General features: G+C 71.5%; 25 protein-coding genes. 12 read left to right on the top strand and 13 right to left on the bottom strand.

Translation table 11 applies throughout. From position 1 onward, the window contains the following. Positions 1–45 precede the first annotated feature (45 nt). The 5 genes from ACGFWI_RS24550 to ACGFWI_RS24530 form a co-directional block, all read right to left on the bottom strand. The gene (locus ACGFWI_RS24550; protein ID WP_393908155.1) at positions 46–891 is read right to left on the bottom strand and encodes a carbohydrate ABC transporter permease; all 846 of its coding nucleotides are present in this window, start codon (positions 889–891) and stop codon (positions 46–48) included. Beyond that, complete coding sequence (locus tag ACGFWI_RS24545) at positions 888–1,874, bottom strand: carbohydrate ABC transporter permease (RefSeq protein ID WP_393908154.1); 987 nt, start codon at positions 1,872–1,874, stop codon at positions 888–890. Before ACGFWI_RS24545 ends, ACGFWI_RS24550 begins: the two co-directional genes overlap by 4 nt. Further along, a complete protein-coding gene (locus tag ACGFWI_RS24540; RefSeq protein WP_393908153.1) occupies positions 1,871–3,205 on the bottom strand; it encodes an ABC transporter substrate-binding protein in 1,335 nt (444 codons plus the stop codon). The genes ACGFWI_RS24545 and ACGFWI_RS24540 overlap by 4 nt, the downstream gene beginning before the upstream one ends. Further along, a complete protein-coding gene (locus ACGFWI_RS24535; protein WP_393908152.1) occupies positions 3,202–3,480 on the bottom strand; it encodes a hypothetical protein in 279 nt (92 codons plus the stop codon). The genes ACGFWI_RS24540 and ACGFWI_RS24535 overlap by 4 nt, the downstream gene beginning before the upstream one ends. A 292-nt stretch (positions 3,481–3,772) precedes the next feature. Beyond that, the gene (locus ACGFWI_RS24530; protein WP_393908151.1) at positions 3,773–4,456 is read right to left on the bottom strand and encodes a FadR/GntR family transcriptional regulator; all 684 of its coding nucleotides are present in this window, start codon (positions 4,454–4,456) and stop codon (positions 3,773–3,775) included. 162 nt (positions 4,457–4,618) lie between these two features. Here ACGFWI_RS24530 and ACGFWI_RS24525 point away from each other — a divergent pair, with 162 nt between their 5' ends. The 3 genes from ACGFWI_RS24525 (at position 4,619) to ACGFWI_RS24515 (ending at position 7,860) form a co-directional block, all read left to right on the top strand. Further along, on the top strand, positions 4,619–5,578 hold the full coding sequence (locus tag ACGFWI_RS24525) for a dihydrodipicolinate synthase family protein (protein ID WP_393908192.1): 960 nt from the start codon (positions 4,619–4,621) through the stop codon (positions 5,576–5,578). Positions 5,579–5,720: 142 nt separating this feature from the next. Beyond that, entirely contained in the window at positions 5,721–6,350 is a 630-nt protein-coding gene (locus ACGFWI_RS24520) for a hypothetical protein (RefSeq protein WP_393908150.1), read from the top strand. Positions 6,351–6,579: 229 nt separating this feature from the next. Further along, the gene (locus ACGFWI_RS24515; protein WP_393908191.1) at positions 6,580–7,860 is read left to right on the top strand and encodes an MFS transporter; all 1,281 of its coding nucleotides are present in this window, start codon (positions 6,580–6,582) and stop codon (positions 7,858–7,860) included. Positions 7,861–7,955: 95 nt separating this feature from the next. Here ACGFWI_RS24515 and ACGFWI_RS24510 read toward each other — a convergent pair whose 3' ends face one another. Continuing rightward, the gene (locus ACGFWI_RS24510; protein ID WP_393908149.1) at positions 7,956–8,192 is read right to left on the bottom strand and encodes a hypothetical protein; all 237 of its coding nucleotides are present in this window, start codon (positions 8,190–8,192) and stop codon (positions 7,956–7,958) included. Positions 8,193–8,257: 65 nt separating this feature from the next. Here ACGFWI_RS24510 and map point away from each other — a divergent pair, with 65 nt between their 5' ends. Then, positions 8,258–9,115: a type I methionyl aminopeptidase gene (gene map, locus ACGFWI_RS24505; RefSeq protein ID WP_393908148.1), complete on the top strand. Its 858-nt coding sequence runs from the start codon at positions 8,258–8,260 to the stop codon at positions 9,113–9,115. 175 nt (positions 9,116–9,290) lie between these two features. Continuing rightward, positions 9,291–9,971, top strand: coding sequence for a heme oxygenase (biliverdin-producing) (locus ACGFWI_RS24500; protein ID WP_393908147.1), 681 nt, complete (start codon positions 9,291–9,293; stop codon positions 9,969–9,971). A gap of 74 nt (positions 9,972–10,045) precedes the next feature. Here ACGFWI_RS24500 and ACGFWI_RS24495 read toward each other — a convergent pair whose 3' ends face one another. Beyond that, positions 10,046–10,708 carry a PhzF family phenazine biosynthesis protein gene (locus ACGFWI_RS24495; protein ID WP_393908146.1) on the bottom strand — a complete coding sequence of 221 codons (663 nt, stop codon included), beginning with the start codon at positions 10,706–10,708 and terminating at the stop codon, positions 10,046–10,048. A 360-nt stretch (positions 10,709–11,068) separates the two neighbouring features. On the opposite strand from ACGFWI_RS24495, the gene efeO reads away from it, so the two are divergent. Genes efeO through ACGFWI_RS24475 form a run of 4 tightly spaced genes read left to right on the top strand, consistent with a single transcriptional unit; the run spans position 11,069 to position 15,470 of the window. Beyond that, the gene (gene efeO, locus ACGFWI_RS24490) at positions 11,069–12,223 is read left to right on the top strand and encodes an iron uptake system protein EfeO (protein WP_393908145.1); all 1,155 of its coding nucleotides are present in this window, start codon (positions 11,069–11,071) and stop codon (positions 12,221–12,223) included. Positions 12,224–12,247: 24 nt separating this feature from the next. After that, complete coding sequence (efeB, locus tag ACGFWI_RS24485; protein WP_393908144.1) at positions 12,248–13,561, top strand: iron uptake transporter deferrochelatase/peroxidase subunit; 1,314 nt, start codon at positions 12,248–12,250, stop codon at positions 13,559–13,561. A gap of 57 nt (positions 13,562–13,618) precedes the next feature. Beyond that, a complete protein-coding gene (gene efeU, locus ACGFWI_RS24480) occupies positions 13,619–14,611 on the top strand; it encodes an iron uptake transporter permease EfeU (protein ID WP_393908143.1) in 993 nt (330 codons plus the stop codon). Continuing rightward, positions 14,598–15,470 carry a hypothetical protein gene (locus tag ACGFWI_RS24475; protein ID WP_393908142.1) on the top strand — a complete coding sequence of 291 codons (873 nt, stop codon included), beginning with the start codon at positions 14,598–14,600 and terminating at the stop codon, positions 15,468–15,470. The genes efeU and ACGFWI_RS24475 overlap by 14 nt, the downstream gene beginning before the upstream one ends. Positions 15,471–15,579: 109 nt before the next feature. Here ACGFWI_RS24475 and ACGFWI_RS24470 read toward each other — a convergent pair whose 3' ends face one another. Together ACGFWI_RS24470 and ACGFWI_RS24465 are read right to left on the bottom strand one after the other, a co-directional pair. Continuing rightward, entirely contained in the window at positions 15,580–16,323 is a 744-nt protein-coding gene (locus ACGFWI_RS24470) for a bifunctional DNA primase/polymerase (protein ID WP_393908141.1), read from the bottom strand. A 163-nt stretch (positions 16,324–16,486) separates the two neighbouring features. Continuing rightward, on the bottom strand, positions 16,487–17,086 hold the full coding sequence (locus ACGFWI_RS24465; protein WP_393908140.1) for a TetR/AcrR family transcriptional regulator: 600 nt from the start codon (positions 17,084–17,086) through the stop codon (positions 16,487–16,489). 117 nt (positions 17,087–17,203) lie between these two features. Here ACGFWI_RS24465 and ACGFWI_RS24460 point away from each other — a divergent pair, with 117 nt between their 5' ends. Continuing rightward, a complete protein-coding gene (locus ACGFWI_RS24460; RefSeq protein ID WP_393908139.1) occupies positions 17,204–17,377 on the top strand; it encodes a DUF6243 family protein in 174 nt (57 codons plus the stop codon). A gap of 72 nt (positions 17,378–17,449) precedes the next feature. Here the strand turns inward: ACGFWI_RS24460 and ACGFWI_RS24455 are convergent, their stop codons facing one another. The 4 genes from ACGFWI_RS24455 to ACGFWI_RS24440 form a co-directional block, all read right to left on the bottom strand. Continuing rightward, a complete protein-coding gene (locus ACGFWI_RS24455; protein ID WP_393908138.1) occupies positions 17,450–18,403 on the bottom strand; it encodes a small ribosomal subunit Rsm22 family protein in 954 nt (317 codons plus the stop codon). Between the two features lie 40 nt (positions 18,404–18,443). Then, positions 18,444–19,520, bottom strand: a complete 1,077-nt coding sequence (locus ACGFWI_RS24450) for a serine hydrolase domain-containing protein (RefSeq protein WP_393908137.1) — start codon at positions 19,518–19,520, stop codon at positions 18,444–18,446. A 56-nt stretch (positions 19,521–19,576) separates the two neighbouring features. Next, complete coding sequence (locus tag ACGFWI_RS24445; protein ID WP_393908190.1) at positions 19,577–20,911, bottom strand: multidrug effflux MFS transporter; 1,335 nt, start codon at positions 20,909–20,911, stop codon at positions 19,577–19,579. Between the two features lie 125 nt (positions 20,912–21,036). Continuing rightward, positions 21,037–22,671, bottom strand: a complete 1,635-nt coding sequence (locus ACGFWI_RS24440) for an alkaline phosphatase D family protein (RefSeq protein WP_393908136.1) — start codon at positions 22,669–22,671, stop codon at positions 21,037–21,039. A gap of 165 nt (positions 22,672–22,836) precedes the next feature. On the opposite strand from ACGFWI_RS24440, the gene ACGFWI_RS24435 reads away from it, so the two are divergent. Then, positions 22,837–23,766: a DUF4429 domain-containing protein gene (locus ACGFWI_RS24435; protein WP_393908135.1), complete on the top strand. Its 930-nt coding sequence runs from the start codon at positions 22,837–22,839 to the stop codon at positions 23,764–23,766. Positions 23,767–23,819: 53 nt separating this feature from the next. After that, positions 23,820–24,758 carry an SDR family oxidoreductase gene (locus tag ACGFWI_RS24430; protein WP_393908134.1) on the top strand — a complete coding sequence of 313 codons (939 nt, stop codon included), beginning with the start codon at positions 23,820–23,822 and terminating at the stop codon, positions 24,756–24,758. Positions 24,759–24,960 lie beyond the last annotated feature (202 nt).

Below are 24,960 nucleotides of genomic sequence, written 5' to 3'. Positions count from 1 at the left end.
GTCAGACCGTCACGGACAAACCGGTCATGCCGTCACCGCCGCCCGTCACGCCTTGACGCTGCCCTCGGTCAGGCCCGTGCGCCAGTACCGCTGGAGCACCGTCATCAGCACCATCAGCGGCACCACGGACAGAAAGGCCCCGCCCACCGTGTACTGGTAGAGCACCGGTTGGCGGTCGGCGTAGCCGGTCCAGGAGGTCAGGCCCAGCTGGATCGGGTAGAGGTCGGAGTCCGAGAGCATCACCAACGGCAGGAAGTAGTTGTTCCAGATGTGCACGAACTGGAACAGGAAGACGGTCACCAGTGCCGGGGTCATCAGCCGCAGCCCGAGCCCGCCGAAGATCCTGGCCTCGCCCGCGCCGTCGATCCGGGCCGCCTCCAGGAGTGAGTCGGGGACCGCGGCGGCCGCGTAGATCCGGCACAGATAGACGCCGAACGGGCTGACCACACTGGGGATCAGCACCGCCCAGTAGGTGTTGGACAGTCCCATCGAGCTGAAGAGGAAGTAGAGCGGCAGGGCCAGCGCGGTGCCGGGGATCAGCACCCCGGCGAGCACCACGTTGAAGACCGCCTCCCGGCCGCGGAACGGGAATTTGGCCAGCGCATAGCCGGCCGCGGCGGACAGCAGGGTGGCGCAGAGCGCGCCGATCCCGGCGTAGCAGAGGGAGTTGGCGAACCAGCGGGCGTAGATGCCGTGGTCGTAGGTCAGCACATCGGTGAGGTAGTCGACCGGATGCGGGTCGGAGAACCAGAAGCCGAAGGTGCCGAAGAGGTCGGCGCTGTTCTTGGTGGCGGAGACCACCAGCCAGTAGACGGGCACCAGGAAGTAGATCGCGGCGAGGGTGAGCAGCGAGGCGGTGATGATCCGGTAGCGGACCGGGGGCCGGTTCATCCGCGCTCCTCGGCGCGCCCGCCGACCAGCCGCAGAAAGCCGAAGGACAGCACGCACGCCACCAGCGCGAGCAGTACCGCCTCGGCCGCCGCCACATGCTGGTTGTTGCCGACGAACGCCTCGCTGTAGGCGTGCAGGTTGGGGGTGAAGCCGGAGTCGATGGAGGACGCCAGCGGGCGCAGCACCATGGGTTCGGCGAACAGCTGGAGCGTGCCGATGATGCTGAAGACGGTGGTGAGCACGAGCGCCGGGCGGATCAGCGGGATCTTGATGTGCCGGGCGACCTGCCAGGCGCTCGCCCCGTCGATCCGTGCCGCCTCGTACAACTCCCCCGGTACGGCCTTGAGCTGCGCGATCAGTACCAGCATGTTGTAGCCGGTGAACTGCCAGGTGACGATGTTGGCGATGGACCACAGGACGGTGCCGCGGGAGAGGAAGTCGACGTCCCAGCCCACGGAGCCGGCGATCTTCACCAGCGGGCTGATGCCCGGCACATACAGGAACCCCCACAGGATCGAGGCGATCACTCCGGGCACGCCGTACGGCAGGAAGATGGCGCTGCGGAAGAAGGTGATCCCGCGGGCGCTCGCGCTCTCCAGCAGCAGCGCGAGGGTGGTGGCCAGCACGATCATCAGCGGGATCTGGACGGCGCCGAAGAGCAGCACCCGGCCGAAGCCGGTCAGGAACCGGTCGTCGGCGAGCGCATGGGCGTAGTTGGCCAGGCCGGCGAAGGCCTCGTGTTCCCGGCCGCCGAGGCCGAGCGGGCCGGTGCGTTCGGTCTTCTGCAGGCTCTGGTAGAGGGCGTAGCCGATCGGGGCGATGAAGCAGAGGCCGAAGAGGGCGAGGAACGGCAGGACGAACCCGGCGGCGGCGCGGGCGTTGCGGGCCTCTGTACGGGAGGCGCGGCGCGGGCGGCTGCCGGTGCCCTTGCGTGTCCGCTTCCGTGTTTCCGGCTCCGGACGGCTCAGCGTGTCCCGGCTCACCCGCCGCTCTCCACCTTCAGGCCCTTGCCCTTGAGGTCGGCGAGGGTCTGGCCCTGCACTTTCGTCAGGACGGAGCGGAAGGAGCTGCCGTCCGCGAGCGCATCGGTGAAGGCGTCGCCGAGCCGCTGGTAGAGGGTGTCCACGCCGGGGCCCCACTGCCAGCTGGTGTCCACATGTGCCCCGGCAGCCGCGAAGACCTTGCTGTACGCCTGGCCGCCGAAGAAGTCCTTGGCGACATCGAGATCGGCGGTGGCATAGCCCTTCTTGGCGCTGGGGAAGCCATAGCCGCCGTCGATCAGCAGCGCGATCGACTCGGGGGCGGTGTTCAGCCAGACGGCGAAATCCAGGGCGTCCTTGGGATATTTCGCCTTGGCGAAGACGGCGGTGGTCGAGCCGCCCCAGTTGGCGAAGACCTGCTCGCCCGCCTTCCACTGCGGCAGCGGCGCGGCCCGCCACTTCCCCTTGGTGCCCGGCGCATTGCCGACCAGCAGGGCATCGCCCCAACTGGCGCCCACCCAGGCCGGGATGGCGCCGGTCTGCAGATCCTTGTACCAGGCGTTCTGCCGGTCCGGGATGGTCTTGACGAGCTTCTGTCTGACGAGGGATTCCCAGTAGTCGGCGACCCTGCGGGTGGGTTCGTCGTCGATGTGCACGATCCAGGTGTCGCCGTGCGTCCCGTACCACTTGGCGCCGGCCTGCCAGGCGAGGCCGGAGAAGCGGTTGCCGTTGGTGGGGGCGAAGGTCTCGATCCAGGCGCCCTTCTTGCGGACGGCCTTGGCGGCGGCCTCGTACTCGTCCCAGGTCCGCGGGGTCTGCACGCCCCACTTGTCGAAGAGGTCCTGGCGGATGAACAGGCCCATGGGGCCGGAGGCCTGGGGGATGGCGTAGATGCCCTTGCCGAAGACGGACTGCTGCCACTGCCAGCCGAAGAACATGTTCTTGTGGCGGGCGGCGCCGAGCGGGGCGAGGTCGAGCAGCCCGTCGTCGAGCAGAAAGCTGGGAATGACGGGGAACTCGATCTGGCCCAGGTCGGGCGGGTTGCCGGCCTTGACGGCCGCGTGCATCTTCGCGTACTGCTCGCCGTTGACGGCCGACACCTTCTCGACCTTGACCTGCACATCGGGGTTCTTGCGGTTCCACAGGTCGACGGGCTTGTCGATGCCCGGCACCCAGGACCAGAAGGTCAGCTGGATCTGCTGCCCCTTCTTGCGCTCCTGGGGCGCGTTGCCGTCGCCGTCCCCGCCGTCGCCGCAGCCGGCGAGTGCCAAACCGGCGGCGAAGGCGGCCGCCCCGCCCAGGACCGTTCTGCGGTGCATGGGGCTGTTGGTCATGTCGGCTCCTCCACGGGGATGCGGCGGAAGGTGATCGTCGAGTACACGCTGAAGCCGCCCGTCGCGTGGAGCGGTCCGACGCTCCCGTGCTCGGGGTGCGGGAGGCCGGAGCAGGCGGCCGGGAGCCCGGGGACGGTGGGCGCACTCCCCCGGGCCGGGCAGACGTCGCGGGCGGTGCGCAGGGGTATCGGGGCGCGGGCGGACGGGTGCACGGGTCCGGGGCCGGTGTACCCCTCGGTCCCGGCCCGGTACGGCACGGAGCTCTCGTACGCCATGGGTCACCCCCAACGGGCAAGGACGTAGGATGTCCCTTGTCCTGCGGTGACCATAGGGAGTGCCCAACGGACCGTCAAGACACCGCACATGGCGCTTTTCCCGGCCGGCAAAGGCACCGTCGACACCGGGTGAAATTCCGGTGTACGGGGGCGATATCGCCCACAACGGTGCCTTTACGGCGCATCATCAGGCGCCCTGTGACGCACCGTCGGATGCGTTGCGGACACCCCCGGCGCATCGAGGGCGCACGGCCGGGCGCATTGCCGACGGGCGGCTGAAGCGTTTCCGTCGCTACTCGGTCAGCCGGCGCCGGATGCCGTCGAAGTGCCGGTGTATCGCCTCCACGGCGCGGTCGCCGTCGCCCGCCTCCAACGCCTCGACGATCTCCTGGTGCTGGCGATGTGTCACGTCCGGGTCCGGACCGTCGTCGGAGAGGTCCTCACGCACCCGGCGCAGCGCCGCCCAGAACGCGTCCAGCACCTCGCTCAGCAGGTGGTTGCCCATCGAGCGGTACAGGGCGAGATGGAAGGCCCGGTCGGTGGCGCTCTGCACCTGCCCGCCCCGCGCCTCCTCCGCCATCCGCTGCACCAGCCCCTTGAGGACGGCGAGGTCCTCGGCGGGCAGATTGCGGGCGACGGTGCCGATCAGGCCCGCCTCCAGCGCCTCGCGGACCTCCATCAGCTCGTACAGGCTCGACTCGCCCTGGTGGTGGCGGACCGCGGCGCGGAAGGCGACGCCCTCGACGAACGGCTCCAGGGTGAGCGGGCCGACGTAGGTGCCGAAGCCGTGCCGGATCTCCACGATGCGCATCGCCTGCAGCGCCTTGAGCGCCTCGCGCACCGAGTTGCGGCTGACGTCGAGCAGACCGACCAGCTCGGCCTCGGTGGGCAGCGGATCGCCCGGCGTCAGTCCGCGCTGCAGGATCAACTGCTTGATCTGCGCCTGCACATCCTCGGCCATCGTCCCTCGCGCCATCGAAACTCCCTCTCCCGCTCCGCGTCTGCCATGCCGCCGGCCCGTTCGCCACCCGCCCCGCGGGGGCCGCGGATCCTTGACCGACCGCCTGTGAACAGGTCTATTGTGCTCGACATAGGACATCCCATGTCCTATGTCGGACTCGGAGCCCCCGGAGCCCCCATGGCACTGCCCGCACCCCTGCACGGCGTCATCCCGCCGGTCTGCACCCCGCTCGACCCACGCGGCGAGATCGACACCGCCTCGCTGGCCCGCCTGGTGGACCACCTCATCGACGGCGGGGTGCACGGACTGTTCGCCCTCGGCTCCACCAGTGAGGTCGCCTACCTCACCGACGCCCAGCGCGGCACCGTGCTGGAAACCGTCCTCAAGGCCGCGGACGGCAGGGTCCCGGTGCTCGCCGGAGTCATCGACACCACCACCCCCCGGGTGCTCGACCACGCCCGGACCGCCGCCGCGCTCGGCGCCGACGCCCTGGTCGCCACCGCGCCCTTCTACACCCGCACCCATCCCCGGGAGATCGCCGCACACTTCCGCCACCTCCGCACGGCCGTGGACCTCCCGCTGTTCGCCTACGACATCCCCGTCGCCGTACACAGCAAGCTGCCGCCGTCGCTGGTGCGGGAGCTGGCCGAGGACGGCACGCTCGCCGGGCTCAAGGACAGCAGCGGCGACGAGGGCTCGCTGCGCCGTCTGCTCGTCGAGCTCGGTGGCCGCACCGCCCGGCGCACCGGTCCCGTCCCCGGCTTCTCGGTCCTCACCGGCTCCGAACTGACCGTGGATGCGGCCCTGTTGGCGGGTGCCGACGGCGTCGTCCCCGGCATCGGCAATGTCGACCCGGCGGCCTACGTCCGTCTCCACGAGGCCGCCCGGGCCGGCGACTGGGAGCAGGCGGCCGCCGAACAGGAGCGTCTGGTCACCCTGTTCTCCATGGTCGACGTCGGCCCCGAGCCCGAGATGGGCCGCAGCTCCTCCGCACTGGGCGCGTTCAAGGCGGCGCTCCATCTGCTCGGCGTGATCGACCGGGGTGCCACCGCCTTTCCGCAGCGCCCACTGAGCGAAGAGGCCGTGGCGGAGGTAGGACGTCGGCTCACCGCCGCCGGCCTGAAACCCGTCCGCTGAGACCCCACGGCGCGGCGACGGGCCGGGCGGGACCGTGCGTATACACCCAGGCCCCTCCCGCCCCCTCCGCCCCAAATCCCGTACGGGTGACACCCGTTGAAACAGCAACTGAACGGCACCGTACTGCGGCAGGATCCGGGCCATGGATGCCGTACGGGTCGCCCTGCTGCGCGAGGTTCTTGCCGGGACCGAGTGGGTTCAGGCCACCCACCGTTTCGCGGGGTCGCTGCGCAGTTCCGTCGCCCCGCACGGCGGCGGGCTGCTGCTGGTGGGCAGCGCCGCCTACGAGCCCTGGCATCTGGCCGCCCATCTCGACGACGAGGCCGCCTGGTCGGGCCTGCCCGAGCTGTCGCCGACCCTGGTGCGCCATCGCGTCCCCGGTGGGGCACCGGCCCATCTGGCGGTGGGGCTCGGCCGGTTGGCGGCGGCCGGGCGCGGCGAGACACTGCTGGTCGTGACGCCGGGGCAGCCGGGCGCCGGCCTGCTGGAGCGGGTGCACGACGCCCGCCGCAACGGCGCGACGGTGCTCGCCCTCGACGGCGGCGACCGCGATCTGCACGCCCTGGCCCATGACGCACTCGCCGCGCCCCCGGCCCCGCCCGACGGCACGGACGGGGCACCGGCGGACCTCGACCTCGACACGGTCCAGCATCTGGTGAGCGCGGCGGCCGGCGAGAACAGCCTGCCCGCGCCCCGCAGACACCGCCGCTTCCGTGACCGGCTGGCCCGCCTCGCGGACGGGCTGACCGCCCCGCCGCCGCCTCGCTGGTAGCCCTCCGGGCCGGGCCCGCCGGCCGGGCAAAACCCTTTGCGCCGCGCGACGTCCCTGCGCACGATGGTGCACCGTGACCTCGGACAGCGCCCCGCTTTCACCCCCTTCACCCGCCTCCTCCGCTTCCACCCCCTCCTCCCCTCCACCGCCTGAACGCCCGGCCCGCCGGCGCTTCTCCGCGCTGCTGCCGGATCTGGCTCCCTGGCGCTCCTCGCGCGAGTTCCGGCTGATGTGGTGCGCGGGCGCGATCACGGTCTTCGGCAGCTTTCTGACCTTTGTGGCCCTGCCTCTCCAGCTGAAGCTGCTGACCGGCTCCACGCTCGCGGTCGGGGCGCTGGGCGCGGTGGAGCTGATCCCGCTGATCGTCTTCGGTCTCTACGGCGGTGCACTCGCGGACTCCCTCGACCGCCGCCGGCTGATCGTGTGGACCGAGGCCGCACTCGGCCTGGTCTCCGTACTGCTGCTGCTCAACAGCCTGCTGCCGCACCCGCTGGTGTGGCCGCTCTACGCGGCCGCGGCGGCATCCAGTGCGCTGACCGGTCTGCAGCGGCCGGCCCTGGACGCCATGGTGCCGCGGATCGTCCGGCACGATCAGCTCGCCGCGGCCGCCGCCCTCAACTCCCTGCGCTGGCAGCTCGGCGCCATCGCCGGGCCCGCGCTGGCCGGCGGGCTGCTGGCCCTCGCCGGGCTGCGTTGGGCGTACGCCATCGACGCGGTCACCTACGCGGTCTCGGTGCTGCTGGCCCGGAAGCTGGCGCCGTCACCTGCTGCGCACGACGCCGAGCGGCCGTCACTGCGCGGGATCGCCGAAGGGGCGCGCTATGCCTGGAGCCGTAAGGAACTGCTCGGCACCTATGCCATCGATGTCCTCGCGATGCTGTTCGCCTTCCCGCTGGCGATCTTCCCGTTCCTCGCCGATGACCTCGACGCCCCCTGGGCGCTGGGGCTGATGTACGCGGCGCTGCCCGCCGGGTCCTTCCTGGTGAGCCTGACCAGCGGCTGGACCGCACGGATCCACCGGCAGGGCCGCGCGATCGCGCTGGCCGCCGCCGGCTGGGGGCTGGCGGTGGCGGCCGCCGGACAGCTGCGGAACGTCTGGCTGGTGCTGCTTCTGCTGACCCTGGCCGGCTCGTGCGACATGATCAGCGGCATCTTCCGTTCGGCGATGTGGAATCAGACCATCCCCGACGAGCTGCGCGGGCGGCTGGCCGGCATCGAGCTGCTGTCGTACTCGGCGGGTCCGCAGCTGGGCCAGGTCCGGATCGGCGGCATGGCGGCGCTGACGAGCGTACGGGCGTCGGTGTCGGTGGGCGGCCTGCTGTGCTTCGCCGGGGTGGGGCTGCTGGCGCTCGGGCTGCCGAAGCTGATGGCGTACGACGCCAGGACGGATGAGCACGGCCGACGGCTGCGGGAGCGCCGGGCCGCCGCCGGGGTCCATGACGAGGACGGTGAGCGGGGCGGCGACGGTCCCGGCTCCCGGACCCCGGACGCGGACCCGGCACCGGCCTGAGCCGGGGCCGCGGCGCGGCAACGCGGGGGCCGCCCCGGACGCCGCCCCGGCTCCGGGGTGCACCGAAAGTCGCGCCCCGGGCCGAAGGAAACGGTCTAGTCCTCCCCGGCGCTCTTCCCCTGCCCCGGGTCGTCGTGCCACTTCGGGTCGGTCTCCCACTCCAGATTCCGCTCTCGGGCGATCTCCATGGCGTGCGCGGCCTCCTCGCGGGTGCCGTACGGGCCCAAGCGGTCGGCGGCGCGGCACTGGGGCCCCTCCTCGACCTTCTGGTGTTCGAGGCAGTAGAACCACTCACCGGGCTTGCCGACCGTACGCCTCTTGAACAGCGCCATTGCCGCCTCCTGTGGATACTCTGTGCCACCATCCTGCCCGACGGCCCGCGGATACACTCGCTGGCATGTCTGGCCAGTCGCTTCTTGTCCCGGGGAAGATCTCCCCCACCCGCCCCGTCCCCGCTTCGATCGCGCGCCCCGAGTACGTCGGGAAGGACGCACCCACCCCGTATACGGGGCCCGAGGTGCAAGACGCCGAAACGATCGAGCGGATGCGGATCGCCGGCCGGATCGCCGCGCAGGCGATGGAGGAGGCCGCCAAGCTGATCGCACCCGGTGTGACGACGGACGAACTGGACCGGGTCGCCCATGAGTTCATGTGCGACCACGGTGCCTACCCGTCCACGCTCGGCTACCGCAGCTTCCCCAAGTCCCTGTGCTCCTCGCTCAACGAGGTCATCTGTCACGGCATCCCGGACTCGACCGTCCTCAAGGACGGCGACATCGTGAACCTGGACGTCACCGCGTACATCAACGGTGTGCACGGCGACAACAACGCCACCTATCTGTGCGGCGAGGTGGACGAGGAGTCCACGCTGCTGGTCGAGCGCACCCGTGAGGCGCTCAACCGCGCCATCAAGGCCGTCAAGCCGGGCCGGCAGATCAACATCATCGGCCGGGTCATCGAGTCGTACGCCAAGCGCTTCGGCTACGGAGTGGTCCGCGACTTCACCGGTCACGGCATCAACTCCTCCTTCCACTCCGGCCTGATCGTCCCGCACTACGACAGCCCTCACCACACCACCGACATCAAGCCCGGCATGACCTTCACGATCGAGCCGATGCTGACGCTGGGGTCGCACGACTACGACATGTGGGACGACGGCTGGACGGTGGTGACCAAGGACCGCAAGCGGACCGCGCAGTTCGAGCACACGCTGGTGGTCACGGAGACCGGGGCCGAGATCCTCACGCTGCCCTGACGGAAGCGGGCACTTTTACCGACAGGGCGTCGGGAACAGGCGTAGGCTCGTTACCGACAGGACGTCGGGAACGGGTTGACTTAGGTAAACCTAAGTAGTTAGGTGAACCCAGCGTCGGCGGCTCGGCGGAGCCGGCCTGTTCCCGTCCGCTCCCCTCGGTCCCCGGAGGTCCGCCTTGGAAGCGTCCAGCCCGACCCCGTCCACCGCGTCCGTCCCCTTTTCCGCGGTCATCCGCACCGCGTCCCATGAGCAGCACACGGAGGCCGAGAACTCCTCCTTCATGAGCGACCTCCTCGGCGGCAGGCTCGGCGTCCCGGCCTACCGGCGCTACACCGAGCAGCTGTGGTTCGTCTACCGCGCGCTGGAGGACGCCTCCGCGCCACTCTCCACCGACCCGGTCGCGGGCCCCTTCATCCGCCCCGAGCTGGCCCGCACCGCCGCGCTGGAGCGCGATCTCGCCCACCTCGGCGGCCCGTCCTGGCGCACCGGCCTGGAACCGCTCACGGCCACTGCCGCCTATGCCGCCCGGGTGGCGGCCTGCGCCCGCGACTGGCCGGCCGGCTTCGTCGCCCACCACTACACCCGCTACCTCGGCGACCTCTCGGGCGGCCAGATCATCCGCGGCACGGCCGAGAAGACCTGGGGCTTCGCCCGCAAGGGCGACGGTGTGCGGTTCTACGTCTTCGAGGACATCGCCAACCCGGCCGCCTTCAAGCGTGAATACCGGGCACTCCTGGACGCCCTGCCGGTGGACGACCTGGAAAAGCAGCGGGTGGTCGACGAGTGCAAGCGCGCGTTCCGGCTGAACAGCGCGGTCTTCCAGGAGCTGGGCGAACAGTTCCCGCTGAGCGCGTAGGAGGCGGCGCCCCGCCCTGCCGATGACCGCCCCGCACCCGGCTCCGCACGCCCCGTCTCCCGTCCGTCGGAGCGCTACGGCGCATCGGGGCGCACCCGTCCACCGATGGCGACGGTGCCGTCCGGATACGTACGGGTGAGGATCCGGGAGCCGGCGCCCTGCCGGATGTCGAGCGGGCGTCCCAGCTCGTGGGACAGCAGCAGGGCGGCGGCGCCGGTCGCCTCGTCCTCCACGACGGCGTCGCCGCGCCGCGGGAAGGCCCGCGCCCGGACCGTGCCCACGGCCTCGTCCTGCCAGGCCCAGGCGTAGAGCCAGCCCTCCCCCGGCGGGGGCGCGGGCAGGCTGTCGACCTCGGCCGCCGAGGCGTACCGCCGGGTGGTGCGGGCGGTCACCCACTCCGGGCGGCCGTGCACCCAGACGAGGTCCCCCTCGAAGCGGACCGCGACCTCACCGGCCGGCGGGCGCAGGGTGCGCGGCGGCCGCCCCAGGCTCCGCAGCAGCCAGGCCAGACCGACCAACGGGTGCCCGGCGAACGGGAGCCGGACGCTCGGGGTGTGGATGTCGACGGTGCCGCGGGTGGCGTCGTCGAGGAACACGGTTTCGCTGAAGCCGAGTTCGGCCGCGAGCGCGGGCCGCTCGGCGTCGGGGACGGCCGCCCCGTCGCGGATGACGCCCAGCACATTGCCGCCGGCTCCGTCCGGTCCGCAGAACACCCGGAGCACATCAAGTTCGGTCATCCGGACAGTGAATCGCAGGACCGGGCGACGGGACGACGGATACGGGGCGAGGCCGGGCCGGGCCGCCGTGGATCCCCCGGTGGCCGGCAAAGGTGACTTGCCATCCGCAGACCACATTTCCGCTGGTCATGAGCCGTCGCACCACACGACCCTTACCTTGACCGATACATGACGCTTCCGTGACCGGGCACGCGTCAATCCGTGATCGAGACGTTGTTCATGAGAGCGGGATCACTGGACGGGGCGGGCAAAACTAGGTAAGCCTCAGATAAGTTAGGGCCGCCTTAGTGGCGACCGCAGTGACTGTCTATCGTTCCTGTACGTCGATTCCGTACAACCGAGCCCGCCTGGAGCCCCCGTATGCGAGCCCATCGCTCCTCCGTCGTCGTCGCCCTCGCGGCGGCCACGGCCGTCACCGCCGTCGCCGGCTGCGCCGCGAAGAACGACGGCAAAGGAGACGGCGGCAAGGGTGCCATCGAGGTGACCGCGACCGACTCCAGCTGTGAGCTCTCCGCCAAGGAATTCCCTGCCGGACATGTCCGGTTCGCGGTGCAGAACAAGGGCTCCAAGGTCACCGAGGTGTACGTCTACGCGCCCGGCGACCGGATCGTGACCGAGCGGGAGAACATCGGCCCCGGCACCCACGCGGAGATCACCGCGGAGATCAAGGCCGGTTCGTACGAGGTCGCCTGCAAGCCCGGCATGAAGGGCAACGGCATCCGCCAGAAGGTGACCGCCAGCGGCAAGGGCGCGAGCGCCAAGCGCGACCCCAAGCTGGATGCCGCGGTCGCCGCGTACCGCAAGTACGTCCAGGAGCAGGCCGACCAGACGCTCCCCGAGGCACAGAAGTTCGCCGACGCCGTCAAGAGCGGCGATGTCGGGGCCGCCAAGAAGATCTACGCCCTCTCCCGGGTGGGCTGGGAGCGCACCGAGCCGGTCGCCGAGTCGTTCGGTGACATCGACCCCAAGGTCGATGTGCGCGCCGACGGCCTGGAGAAGGACCAGAAGTGGACCGGCTGGCACAAGCTGGAGAAGTCCCTGTGGGAGGAGAAGAAGATCTCCGGGGACGACAAGAAGCTCGCCGACCGGCTCATCACCGATCTGAAGGACTGGCAGAAGCGGGTCGGCAAGGCCGAGATCACCCCGACCAGCATGGCCAACGGCGCCAAGGAACTGCTCGACGAGGTGGCCACCGGCAAGGTCACCGGTGAGGAAGAGCGCTACAGCCACACCGACCTGGTCGACTTCCAGGCCAATGTCGAGGGTGCCGAGAAGGCGTACGAGCTGCTGAAGCCGGTCGTCGCCCAGCACGACGCGACGCTCGCCAAGGAGCTGGACAAGCAGTTCAAGGCGATCGGCACGCTGCTCGACAACCACCGCGACAGCAAGTCCGCCGATGGCTTCGCCTCCTACGACACGGTCGGCAAGAGCGAGCGCAAGAAGCTCTCCGACGGCGTCAACGCGCTGGCCGAGCCGCTGTCCAAGCTGGCCGCCGCCGTGGCCACGACCAAGTAGTCCGCCGCCAGGCAAAGGATCACAATGACGCAGGACGACGGCACGACCACCGAGGAAAACCGGACCGCACAGACCGCCGACGGACGCGCCCCGTCCCGCCGTTCGCTGCTCGGCTGGGGAGGTGCGGGCCTGGCGCTGGGCGCGGTCGCGGCCGGCGGTACGGCGGCGGCGCTGCGCACCGGCGGCGACGCCCAGCCGGCCGGCGCGGACGCGACCTCGCGCTCCGCGGTCGCCTTCCACGGCAAGCACCAGGCGGGCATCGCCACCGCCGTCCAGGACCGGCTGCACTTCGCCTCCTTCGATGTCACCACCGACGACCGCGACGAGCTGATCGCGCTGCTCAAGGAGTGGACGAAGGCGGCGGCGCGGATGACGGCCGGGGACGCGGTCGGCGACGGCGCGGTCGGCGGGCCGGCGGAGGCGCCGCCGGACGACACCGGCGAGGCGCTCGGTCTGCCGCCGTCCCGGCTCAGCCTCACCTTCGGCATCGGGCCTTCGCTGTTCGAGAAGGACGGCAAGGACCGGTTCGGCATCAAGGACCGGCGGCCCGAAGCGCTGATCGATCTGCCGCAGTTCCCCGGCGACAACCTCGACAAGGCGCGCAGCGGCGGCGATCTGTGCGTCCAGGCCTGTGCGGACGACCCGCAGGTGGCGGTGCACGCGATCCGCAACCTGGCCCGGATCGGCTTCGGCAAGGTCGCGATCCGCTGGTCGCAGCTGGGCTTCGGCAAGACGTCCTCGACGACACCAGACGCGCAGACCCCGCGCAACATGTTCGGCTTCAAGGACGGCACCCACAACCTGGCCGGCACCGACACCGCCGCGCTCGACCGGCACGTCTGGGTCGCGGACGGCGCGGCGAAGGGCAAGGAGAGCTGGATGGCCGGCGGCTCCTACCTCGTCGCGCGCCGGATCCGGATGCACATCGAGCCCTGGGACCGCACCTCGCTCACGGAGCAGGAGGACATCTTCGGCCGGGACAAGGGCGAGGGCGCGCCGGTCGGCAGGAAGCACGAGCGGGACACCCCGCATCTGAAGTCGATGCTGCCGACCGCCCATGTCCGCCTCGCGCACCCGGACTCCAACGGCGGGATACGCATCCTGCGCCGCGGCTACTCCTTCACCGACGGTACGGACGGTCTGGGGCGGCTGGACGCGGGGCTGTTCTTCCTCGCCTACCAGCGGGACGTACGCCAGGGCTTCGTCCCCCTCCAGAAGAGGCTGGCGGCCGACGACGCGCTCAACGAATACATCCAGCACGTGGGTTCAGCGGTCTTCGCGGTGCCGCCGGGCGTCCGGAACGCGGACGACTGGTGGGGCCGGGCGCTGTTCGCCTGACACCGTCGACGCCGGAAAGAAAAGCGTCGACTTCATGAAGGAAAGGACAAAACCGACGTGTTCGGCAACTACCTGATCGGTCTGCGCGAGGGTCTGGAAGCCAGCCTCGTCGTCTGCATTCTCATCGCCTATCTGGTCAAGACCGGAAGGCGGGAGGCGCTGCGCCCGGTCTGGCTCGGGATCACCGTCGCCGTGGTGCTGTCGTTCGCGTTCGGTGCGGCGCTGCAATTCGGGTCGCAGACCCTGACGTTCAAGGCCCAGGAGGCGCTGGGCGGGTCGCTGTCGATCATTGCGGTCGGCCTGGTGACATGGATGGTCTTCTGGATGCGGCGCACCGCGCGGCATCTGAAGAAGGAGCTGCACGGCAAGCTGGACGCGGCGCTGCAGATGGGCACCGTGGCGCTGGTGGTCACCGCGTTTCTGTCGGTGGGCCGCGAGGGCCTGGAGACCGCGCTGTTCATCTGGACCGCCGCGCAGTCCGCCGACGACGGTGTACGACCGCTGGTCGGGGCGCTCCTGGGCCTGCTGACGGCCGTGCTGCTGGGCTGGCTGTTCTACCGCGGTGCGGTGCGGATCAACCTGGCGAAGTTCTTCACCTGGACCGGCGGCATGCTGGTGGTGGTCGCGGCGGGCGTGCTGGCGTACGGCTTCCACGATCTGCAGGAGGCGGCCATCCTGCCGGGGCTGAGCACGCAGGCGTTCGACATCAGTGCACAGATCCCGGTCGACAGCTGGTACGGCACGCTGCTGAAGGGCATTTTCAACTTCCAGCCGGACCCGACCGTCCTTCAGGTCACGGTGTGGGCTCTGTATCTCATCCCCACGCTCACGTTCTTCGTCGCCCCCGGTAGGGTTGCGCCGAATCGTGCCACCCCGGCGGCCGCCCAGTCCGCCCCGGTCGCCCCGAAGGAGCCCGAGCCCCATGACACGCAGGTCGCCGTTCCGGGTGCCCGCAACACTGACGTCGACAACAGCGGCGCTGGTGATACTGAGCGGGTGCATGACGGTGCACGGCGAGAGGGAGATACTGCCGGCGGTGTCGAAGGCTGAGGGCGCCAAGGCTCTCACGCACTTCACCGAGAGCTTCAACAAGGCCAACCGCCGGCTCGATCCGGCGCTGAACCCCTCCTTCGAGGGGGGCGCGCTGCTCGCCATCGACCAGGCCGGGATAAAGGCGGCACACGCCCTCCGGCCGCAGGGCAATCCGGGCTTCGACGCCCTGGCCCTCACCGATCCGCACTTCACCGTGCCCAAGCAGGCGGGCTGGCCGAAGTACTTCATCGCGGACGCGGCCAGCAACCGGAAGAACGCCGGTGGCCGGAACACCCACTGGTTCCTGGTGTTCAGCCGCAACGGCATCGATGAGCAGTGGCGTGCGGTGTATCTGGCGACGTTCGCGAACAACAAGGCGCCGGAGCTGAAGACGGACGGGAACGGCTACGCGGAGGCGGTGCCCGCCGACGCGCAGTCCGGTGTCACGGTCGATCCGGGCAAGCTGAGCCGTACCTACGCGGACTACCTCAACACCGGCAAGGGCAGCGCCTTCGCCCCGGGACCGCAGACCGACGGCTGGCGGGCCCGGCGGGCCAAGGACGCCAGCCGGCCCGGCCAGCGCATCATGTGGGAGGACTCGGCAGCGGACTACCCGCCGGTGGCGCTGCGGACGAAGGACGGCGGTGCGCTGGTGTTCTTCTCGACCGTCTACCACCAGCAGCAGACGCTGTTCGCCGGTGCGTCGATCTCGGTCGGGAGGCTGAAGGGCCTCCTGGAGGGGCCGCCGAAGAAGACCAACCGGATGCTCTTCACCACCGTCTCCGGCCAGACGGTCAAGGTGCCCGCCAAGAGTTCCGGGGGGAAGGTCACGGTCCTCAACCGGATTGAGGCGAAGACCGCGGTGAAGCCGATGTAGCCAGCCGGAAACCGCTCGTACGCACAAGGGCCGTCCGGGTGAACCCGGCGGCCCTTCGGCGTGCGCAGGGGGTGAGGGGAGGGTGTCCGGGCAGGGTGTCCGGGCCCGCTCAGCGGCCGATCGGCCAGGCCGCGGCCTCGTGGTGGTGCGGCTCGCGGTCGTTGAACTCCGCGCAGGCGTCGGTGAGCGACTCCAGCAGCGTCAGCGGGTCGGGCAGGGGCAGCTCGGGCCCGCGCAGCCAGGTCACCGCGGGCTGCTCGCCGGGCAGCCGCGAGGGCGGCAGCAGCGCATAGCTGCCGCGGCAGTGCCAGCGCAGCCCCGGGTGCTCGTCCAGGGTCTCGGGGTGGCAGTCCAGCTCGCAGGGCCACCACTCGTCCTCGTCGTCCGGGGTGCCGCGGGTGGCGGTGAAGAAGAGCATCCGGCCGTCGAAGCCGGCGCCGCTGAGGGTGATCGGTCCGACGTCGATACCCGCCGCGTCCAGCCGTCCCAGGGCGCTGCGGCCCGCCTCGACGGGGACGTCCAGCACGTCGTGGGTGATGCCGGTGGCAGTGATGAAGTTGGCCTGCGGGAGGGTGCGGACCCAGGCGGCGACCTTGTCGCGGTCGGTGGTGGCGACGGTCTGCCAGCCGAAGGAGACGGGATGGCGGCCGGGGGTGGGACAGCCGATGCGTTCACAGGAACAGCCGTAGCCGGAAGGGTGCGCCGCAGGCGCCACGGGGAAGCCCGCATCGACCGCCGCCAGCAGCAGGTCCTCGCGGCTGCGCGCAGCCGCTGATCCCGTGTCCGTATCGCCGCCGTCCGATCCGCTCTTCGGCCGGCGCAGCCACTGGGAGAACCTGCTCTTGCGTTCCATCTATCCCCTCACTTCGAGCGGTGGTCTGGGATCAATGCTGCCACCATCCTGCGCCTCGGGTGACCGGTGTGGAGATCCGGGGTGAACGAAGGGCAGACCAATACCGGCAATTCAGGCCATCGACGACAGGATGCCGCCGTCGGCGCCCGGCCGCCCGGTGCGCTCAGCCGCGTGGCCGCAGACCTCGCAGCGCCTGGTCGACAAGGGTGTCGACGTAGTCGTAAGTCAATTCGCCGGTACGCATCAGCCAGCGCTGTGAGAAGGGACTCAGCACCATCTCGGCGGCGATCCGCACATCGATGTCGTCGGCCACCTCACCCGCCTCCTGGGCCGCCCGCAGCCGCTCGACGTAGACGCGGATGCCGGGCTCCAGCAGCCGGGCGACGAAGGTGCGGGAGAGCTCCTCGTCGTTCGCGCCGGCCGCCGCGAGGGCACGGTAGGGCGCCTGGAAGACCTGGTCGTTGAATTCATCGGCGGTGGCCCGCAGCACGAACTTCAGGTCCGCGGCCAGGTCCCCGGTGTCCGGGAGGCCCGCCGCGTAGTCCTCGTCCGTGTCGGCGGTGAACGCGTCCAGCAGAACGGCGGCCTTGGAGGGCCACCAGCGGTAGATCGTCTGCTTGCCGACCCCGGCCCGGGAGGCGATGCCTTCGATCGTGAGCATGTCGTAGCCGACCTCGCCGACGAGGGAGAGGGCGGCATCGAAGATCGCGCGACGGGAGCGTTCGCTGCGACGGGAGGAGTCGGGGGCTGCTTTGTCGGCCATACGCGGAGTCTAGCGAGAGGGAGGCGAGACGTATCGTCTTGACGAGACGCAGCGTCTCGCTCATAGTGGACCGAACGAGACGCTTCGTCTCGCTTGTTGAGGAGAAGGGGGATTCCCATGAGCAAGGGCAATGCGGGCGGGATGCTCGGAGTCGGCGGCACCCGCGCCAAGCTCTCGCGCGGCGCGCTGCGCGGCGGTGGGGGCCCGGACCGCGGCGGCCGGGGACGGTCCGACCAGGACCGACGCCGTGAGCTGCTGCGCAAGTTCCAGGAGCGGGCGCGGGAGGAGTGAGCCGCGGGCCCCTCGAACGGCGCACGGTCCGGGGCACCGGGGCCGAAGGTCAGGACCAGCGCGGGAGCGAGGTCAGGACCAGTCGTCGCCCCAGGTGGCGTCGCGGGCCTCGCGGTAGTGGGTGCCGTGCCGCTTGGTCACCGTGGTGCGCTGCAGGCCGTCCTGTGCCGTGCACAGGTCCAGGAGGACCTGGCCCTTGGGGAGTTGGGGCTTACGGATGATGCGGGCGGGGGCCGGGGCGGCGTCGAGGGTGGTCGCGGCGACGTAGCTGAACTTTTCGTCCTCGTACGGGAGGGAGCCGCCCTTGACCTGACGGTGGAGGGAGGAGCGGTTGACCCGGGCGGCGAAGTGGCACCAGTCCTGCCCGGGGACGATGGGGCAGGTGTCGCTGTGCGGGCAGGGGGCGACGATGCGCAGACCGGCTTCGGTGAGCTGGGTGCGGGCCTCGCGGATGCGGAGGTAGCCGTCGGGGGTGCCGGGTTCGATCAGGACGACGGCCGTCGCCGCTGCGGCCGCTGCGGCGACGACGGCGCGGCGGTCCTCGGGGCGGAGTTCGCCCAGGACGTAGGAGACGGTGACCAGGTCCGTGCCGGCCGGGACCGACAAGCCCTCGCCGACGGTCTGCCGCCGCCACTCCGTGTCGGGCAGGGTCTTGGCGGCCAGTTCCCGGCCGAGATCGAGGGCGGGCTGTGCCCAGTCCAGGACCGTGCTGCGGTGGCCTTCCCAGGTGGCCGCGGTGGCCCAGAGGGCGGCGCCGGTGCCGCCGCCGATGTCCACATGGGTGGCCGGGGACCAGTCCGGGACCCGCGCGGCGAACGCCGCCAGCGCGGCCCGTACCGCCTCGAAGGTCGCGGGCATCCGGTAGGCGGCGTACGCGGCGACATCGGCGCGGTCCCGCAGCACCGGCGCGTCGGTGGGCGTACGGCCCCGGTAGTTGGCGATCAGCCGCTCGACGGCCTGCGCGGCCTGTTTGGGCGGCAGACCGTCGAGCAGGCCCGCCAGCGCGGCGCGCAGTTCCTCGTGCATGGGGGAAATTCTACGGGGCCCCGCGGGGTGCCCATCCTGCTCAGGTGGCACGGGACACCGCGCGGGCCAGCCGGGTGGCGGCCGCGGCGCGCGGGGCGCTGCCGCCGTTGCGGCGCCGGGGGTGGACGGTGTTGGCGAGCAGGACGAGGAAGGTGTCGGTGGCACGGTCGAGGACCAGGCTGGTGCCGGTGAAGCCGGTGTGCCCGGCCGCGCCGCTGCCCGCCAACTCCCCCATGAAGTACGGCTGGTCGACGCCGAAGCCGAGGCCGGGCGGATCGAGCAGCGCGGCGACCGCGCCAGCACCGAGGACCCGCACGGAGCCGTATGCGCCGCCGTTGAGCAGCATCCGGCACAGCACGGCCAGGTCCTGGGCGGTGGAGAAGAGACCCGCATGGCCGGCCACCCCGCCCAGCGCCCAGGCGTTCTCGTCGTGCACCTCGCCGCGGACCATGCCGCGGTCCGCCTTGGCCCAGGGCCGCCGCTGGTCCTCGGTCGCCGCCACGCCCTGCGGCGCCAGCGGGCCGTAGGAGGTGCTGGACATGCCCAGCGGGCCGGTGATGCCCTCGCGGATCAGGGCGTCCAGCCGCTGCCCGGTGCGCCGCTCCAGGATCAGCTGGAGGGCGATGAGGTTGAGGTCGGAGTAGCGGTGCCCGGCGCCGGGGCGGCCGCTCGGGGCCGCCGCCTCCGCCCACAGGAGTGCCAGTTGGTCGCCGCGGTCCCGGTGGTCGTGGAACGGCAGCTCGGGGGCGAGCCCGGAGGTGTGGGTGAGGAGCTGCCGCACGGTGATGCCGGGGGCGAAGGCCGACAGATCGGCGCGGACCTCGTCGTCGAGGGCCAGCCGGCCGCGTTCGATCTGCTGGACCGCGGCGATGGCGGTGAAGAGCTTGCTGAGCGAGGCGAGGTCGAAGACCGTGCCGACCCGCATCGGCTCCCACTGATCGCGGGGCAGATCGACGCCGCGGTCCCGCTCGGGGTCGTAGGACCGGTAGCGCAGCGCCCAGCCCGCGGCGGCCTCGGCGGCGACGACGGGGCCGCGGCCGGCCAGCACGACGGCTCCGGGCGCCCAGGGCGGACGGCCCTCGGGCAGCGCCCGCACGCCGCGGACCAGCCGCTCCATACAGGCGGGGTCCAGTCCCGCCCGGGCCGGCGTGCCATAGGTGAGTCTCGGTGCGTTCAGAGCCTGGTCCTCTCGCCGGCCGTGCTCCCGTTGCTCTCCCCCCTACGCTGCCACGGGCGGCACATTCCCAGGAAGCTCACGAGCGCCAATATGGCGCAGGAGAGCTGTACGAGGGCCATCGGCAGGGCCGTCCGCTCGCCCGCGATGCCGACCAGCGGGGAGGCGACCGAGCCGAGCAGGAAGGTGGAGGTGCCCAGCAGCGCGGAGGCGGAGCCGGCCGCATGCGGGGTGCGCAGTAGCGCCAGGGTGTTGGTGCTCGGCATGACCAGGCCCATCGCCGCCATGAGGACGAAGAGGCCGGCGGCCACCGGGACCAGCCCGACGCGGCCGAAGACGCCCGAGGACATCACGAGCAGACCGGCCCCGGCGAGCGCGACCACGGCCAGCCCGGTGCCCAGCACCTTGTCGAGGCCGACCCGGCCGACCAGGACCTTGCCGTTGAACTGGCCGACGAGCACCAGGCCGACGGAGTTGATGCCGAAGAGCAGGCTGAAGGTCTGCGGGGAAGCGCCGTAGATCTCCTGGACCACGAACGGCGAGGCGGAGATATAGGCGAAGAGGGCGGCGAAGGCGAAGGCGCCGACGAGGAGGTAGCCGGAGAAGGCCCGGTCGGCGAGCAGATCGCGCATGGTGCGCAGGGTCTGGCCGAGGCCGCCGGAGTGCCGGCGCTCGGGCGCCAGGGTCTCGTCGAGCCTGCGCCACACCAGGAGGGTGAGCGCCACCCCGACGACGGTGAGGACGACGAACACGCCGCGCCAGTCGGTGATCTGGAGGATCTGGCCGCCGATGAGCGGGGCGACGACCGGCGCCACTCCGGAGATCAGCATCAGGGTGGAGAAGAACCGGGCCATCGCCACACCGTCGTACAGATCGCGGACCACCGCCCGCGCGATGACGATGCCGGACGCCCCCGCCAGGCCCTGCAACAGGCGGCAGGCGATGAGGAGTTCGGCGGTGGGGGCGAGCGCGCACAGGGCGGTCGCCAGGACGTAGATCACCATGCCGGCCAGCAGCGGGCGGCGGCGCCCCCACTTGTCGCTCATCGGGCCGACGATCATCTGGCCCAGCGCCATGCCCGCCAGGCAGGTGGTGAGGGTGAGCTGGACGGTGGCGGCCGGGCTGTGCAGGGCAGCGGTGACCTGCGGCAGGGCCGGCAGATACATGTCCATGGAGAGCGGCGGGACCGCCGTGAGGCCGCCGAGGACGAGGGTGACCAGGAGGCTGGTGCGGCGGGACGCAGTCCGTGCAGCCGGTGCAACCGGTGCTGCTGCCGCGTCCCGCTCGGCTATTGCGGGAAGGTCCTGGGGATCGGCCGCGCCGGACTCCGTCATCGTGTCTCCATGGGTCATCGAGGGCTGCACCATGGTGTCATGCACGGGACGGCTCCCGGCCGCTTCCGGACCGGTCCCTTGGGCGGAGGACGGAGGTACTGAGGTCCTAGGACGGACGTCCCGGGTCAGGCGGGCTTGAGTCCCGGATCGCCCGCCTCGGAGACGAAGGAGGCGGCGGTGTGGACCGGCGCCCCGGGGGTGGTGACGGCGGACACCGTGCGGTAGTCGCCGCGGGCGGTGTCCTGGTCGAGGGTGACGGTGACATAGCCGCGCCGGCCGTTGTAGAACTTCATGTGCGGGTTGGCGGCCATGTACGTGGCCCAGTTGGCGGGCTTGTCCGCGCCGTCCTTGCCGCTGGCGATCGAGGTGGTGACGAACTCCACCCCCGCGGTGCGCGAACCGGGGTCCTTGAAGTCCTTCTTGATGTCCAGGGCGTAGTGGACGTGCACATCGCCGGTGAGGACGACGAGGTTGTCCACGCCCGCCGACTCCGCGCCGGCCAGGACCCGGTCTCGGGAGGCCGCATAGCCGTCCCAGGCGTCCATGCTCAGCCGGTGGCCGGCGCCGGTGGCGTCGCGCCGCTCGGAGAAGGTGACCTGCTGCGGCAGGACGTTCCAGCGCGCGGAGGACTGCCGCCAGCCGTCGATCAGCCAGCGCTCCTGGGCGGCGCCGGTCAGGGTGCGCCCGGGGTCCAATGACTCCGGACCCGGGGCGTGCCAGCCGTCACCGTAGGCCTGGTCGGAGCGGTACTGGCGGGTGTCGAGGATGTCGAACTGGGCGAGCTGTCCGTACTGGACGCGGCGGTAGAGCCGGGCGTCGGCGCCGGTGGGGCGCTGCGGGCGGCGCAGCGGCTGGTTCTCCCAGTACGCGCGGTAGGCGGCGGCCCGGCGGACGAGGAATTCGGCGGGCGGGAGGTTGTCCTCGCTGATGTCGGAGGCGTAGTTGTTCTCCACCTCGTGGTCGTCCCAGGTGACGATGAAGGGGTGCGCGGCGTGGGCGGCCTGCAGGTCGGGGTCGGACTTGTAGAGGGCGTAGCGCAGCCGGTAGTCCTCCAGCGTGACCGTCTCCTGGTTGAAGCGCGCGGGCAGCTTGCGGTCGGTGTAGTTGCGGGCGCCGCCGGCCGCGCTGACCGGGTACTCGTAGAGGTAGTCGCCCAGGTGGAAGACGACGTCGAGGTCCTCCTCGGCCAGGTGCCGGTAGGCCGTGAAGTAGCCGTCGTGGTACGCCTGGCAGGAGACCGCGGCGAGCTTCAGGGCGGAGATCCGGGCGGCGCGGGCGGGCGCGGTGCGGGTGCGGCCGACCGGGCTGATCCAGCTGCCGGCGCGGAAGCGGTAGTAGTAGACGCGGTCGGGTGCGAGACCGGTGGGCTCGATGTGCACGGAGTGGTTGAACTCCGGGTGCGCGTCGGCACGGCCCTGGCCGGCCAGCCGCTTGAAGTGCTCGTCGTAGGCGACTTCCCAGCGGACGGTGACTCTGGCGTTCGGCATGCCTCCCCCACTCGGCTCGTACGGGCGCGGTGCGAGCCGGGTCCACAGCACGACGGAGCCGGGCTGCGGGTCTCCGGAGGCGACGCCGAGGGTGAAGGGGTTCTCGGTGATCTTGCGCGCATCGGCCTCGGCGGCGTGAGCGGCGCCCGTGCCCGGGAGGTTCGTCGTGAAGGCGAGGGCGGCGGCGGCCCCGGTGGCGGTGAGAAAGCGGCGGCGGCCGAAGTGCGCGGCAGCGGCCCGGATCTCCTGCTCGTGCGGTGCGTGGTGAGTCATCTGGCCCTCCCCTGACGGCGGTTGTCCCCGATGATTGGAGGGCCGCGGGACGGCGCGACGCTGTCCCGTGTACGACTCATGCATGGCCGTCGGATGATGACTGGGCCCGCAACGGACGCCGCCGGACAATCACGGCACCCGACGTGCCTCCGTAAGATTCGGGGCATGGCTGAACTGATGGTGCGCGACGGCACCTGGACCTTCGACGGCGAGGCCGTGCGCATCGTGCCGGGGCACGAGCGCGGGGTCCACAAACTCCGCCAGGATCTCGGTGAGTTCACCGTGCCGCTGGTGGCGATGGCCGGGATCGCCTACGAACCGGCCCGCAAGGGCGGCCGGCTGCGACTGCGGCTGCGGGACGGCGCGGATCCGCTGCTCCAGGTCACCGGCGGCAGCCTGCCGGACGAGGCGAACCCGTATCAGGTGGCCGTGGACGCCACGCGGGCCGATGTCGCCGAGTACTTCGTGGACGCGGTACGGCAGGCCCTGATGCTGGAGCAGATACCGGACGGTCCCACCGACCGCTATCTGCTGCCCGGCCCGGCCGTACCGCTGTCGGCCGCCGGGGTGGACGGCCTCGCCTCCTTCGACGGGGATCGGGTGCATCTCGAATGGCGCTGGAACACCAGTGAGACCAAGCGTCACTGGGGCCCCAGGGACTTTGTGCTGGCCGGCCTGGAAGCGGTGGAGTGGCGGGCCGCCGCCGGGCTGGAGTCCGGCTACCTCCGCTTCCGGACGCTCGGGGCGGGCGAGCGGATCGCGCCGGAGCACGACCCCAACGCCATCGAGCTGTGGGGCTTCAAGAAGGAGAGCGGCACGACGGCGTTGCTGGCGGCCGCGGTCGCGGCCCGGATGCCGCATCCGTCGGCCGGCCCGGACAAGGCCCTGCCGGTGAGCGCCCCGGCCCGGCTTCCGGTCGCGGCGCCCGCCCCGGCCGCCCCGACGGCCCCCGGCGCCGCCCCCGCCGACGACCATGACGCCCTGCTGCGCCGGCTGCGCGAACTGGGCGAACTGCGCCGCGACGGTATCCTCACCGAGGAGGAGTTCGCCGCCACGAAGGCCGCGGTCTTGCAGCGCTTCCACACCGCGGGCTGAGTCGCGGCGGCTGCGGCCCGTCCGCCCCCCCGTACGCCGTTTACGCTGCCGCCATGGCAGAGAACACAGAGCCGGCACCGGCCGCGCGGACGACGACGCCGATGGCACGGGCCGGGCAGGTGGGCGGCACGGCGACCGCGGACCGGCCCACGCTGCCGGCCCCCACCTCACGGGGCGGGCAGAGCACACAGACGGCACCGGCGCCGCAGGAGGTACGGCAGGGCGCAGCGGCGCCCCGGAAGGTCGCCGTGGTCACCGGCGCCGGCTCCGGCATCGGGCGGGCGGTGGCCCATGCGCTGGTCGCCGCCCACTGGACGGTGGTACTGGCCGGGCGGCGCGCGGAGGCGCTGGCCGAGACCTCCCGCCTGGCGGGCCCGCTGGGCGCCGACGGCCCCGCGATCATGACGGTGCCGACCGATGTCACCCGCCCCGACGAGGTCGACGCCCTCTTCGCCACCGTCCGCGAACGCTTCGGCCGGGTCGATCTGCTCTTCAACAACGCGGGCACGTTCGGCCGGGCGGCGCCGCTGGAGGAGCTGGCCTACGACGACTGGCGCGCGGTCGTCGACGTCAATCTCACCGGCTCCTTCCTCTGCGCCCAGGCCGCGTTCCGCGCCATGAAGAGCCAGGAGCCGCAGGGCGGACGCATCATCAACAACGGCTCGGTCTCCGCGCACACCCCGCGCCCGCACTCCGTCGCGTACACCGCCACCAAGCACGCGATGACCGGACTGACCAAGTCGCTCTCGCTGGACGGCCGTCCGTACGGCATCGCCTGCGGCCAGATCGACATCGGCAATGCGGCGACCGAGATGACCGGCCGGATGCAGACCGGCATTCTGCAGGCGAACGGCGAGCTGACGGTCGAGCCGGTGATGGACGCCGCGGATGTGGCCCGCACGGTGGTGCACATGGCGGCGCTGCCCCTGGCGGCCAATGTGCAGTTCGCGACGGTGATGGCGACCAACATGCCCTATATCGGGCGCGGTTGAGGCCGCTGCCGGGCGGAGGGAACCGGCTGCCGGGCCGGATTGCGGCGCTCGCCGGGCGAGGTTGCGCCACCGCACCGGCCCGGGGCGCCGAATCCCCGTACGACCCCTGCCGTCCGGTCGCTTCCGGTGGCACCCTTACCTCGGATCCGCACCACTCATCTGCCGGGGCCGCCCTCGCGCGGCCCCGTTCCCCCGCGTCCGC

This window comes from Streptomyces sp. NPDC048434, assembly GCF_043200375.1.
Classification (GTDB): Bacteria; Actinomycetota; Actinomycetes; order Streptomycetales; family Streptomycetaceae; genus Streptomyces.
Note: the sequence above shows the minus strand (reverse complement) of the source record. Positions and strands in the feature narration are given on the sequence as shown.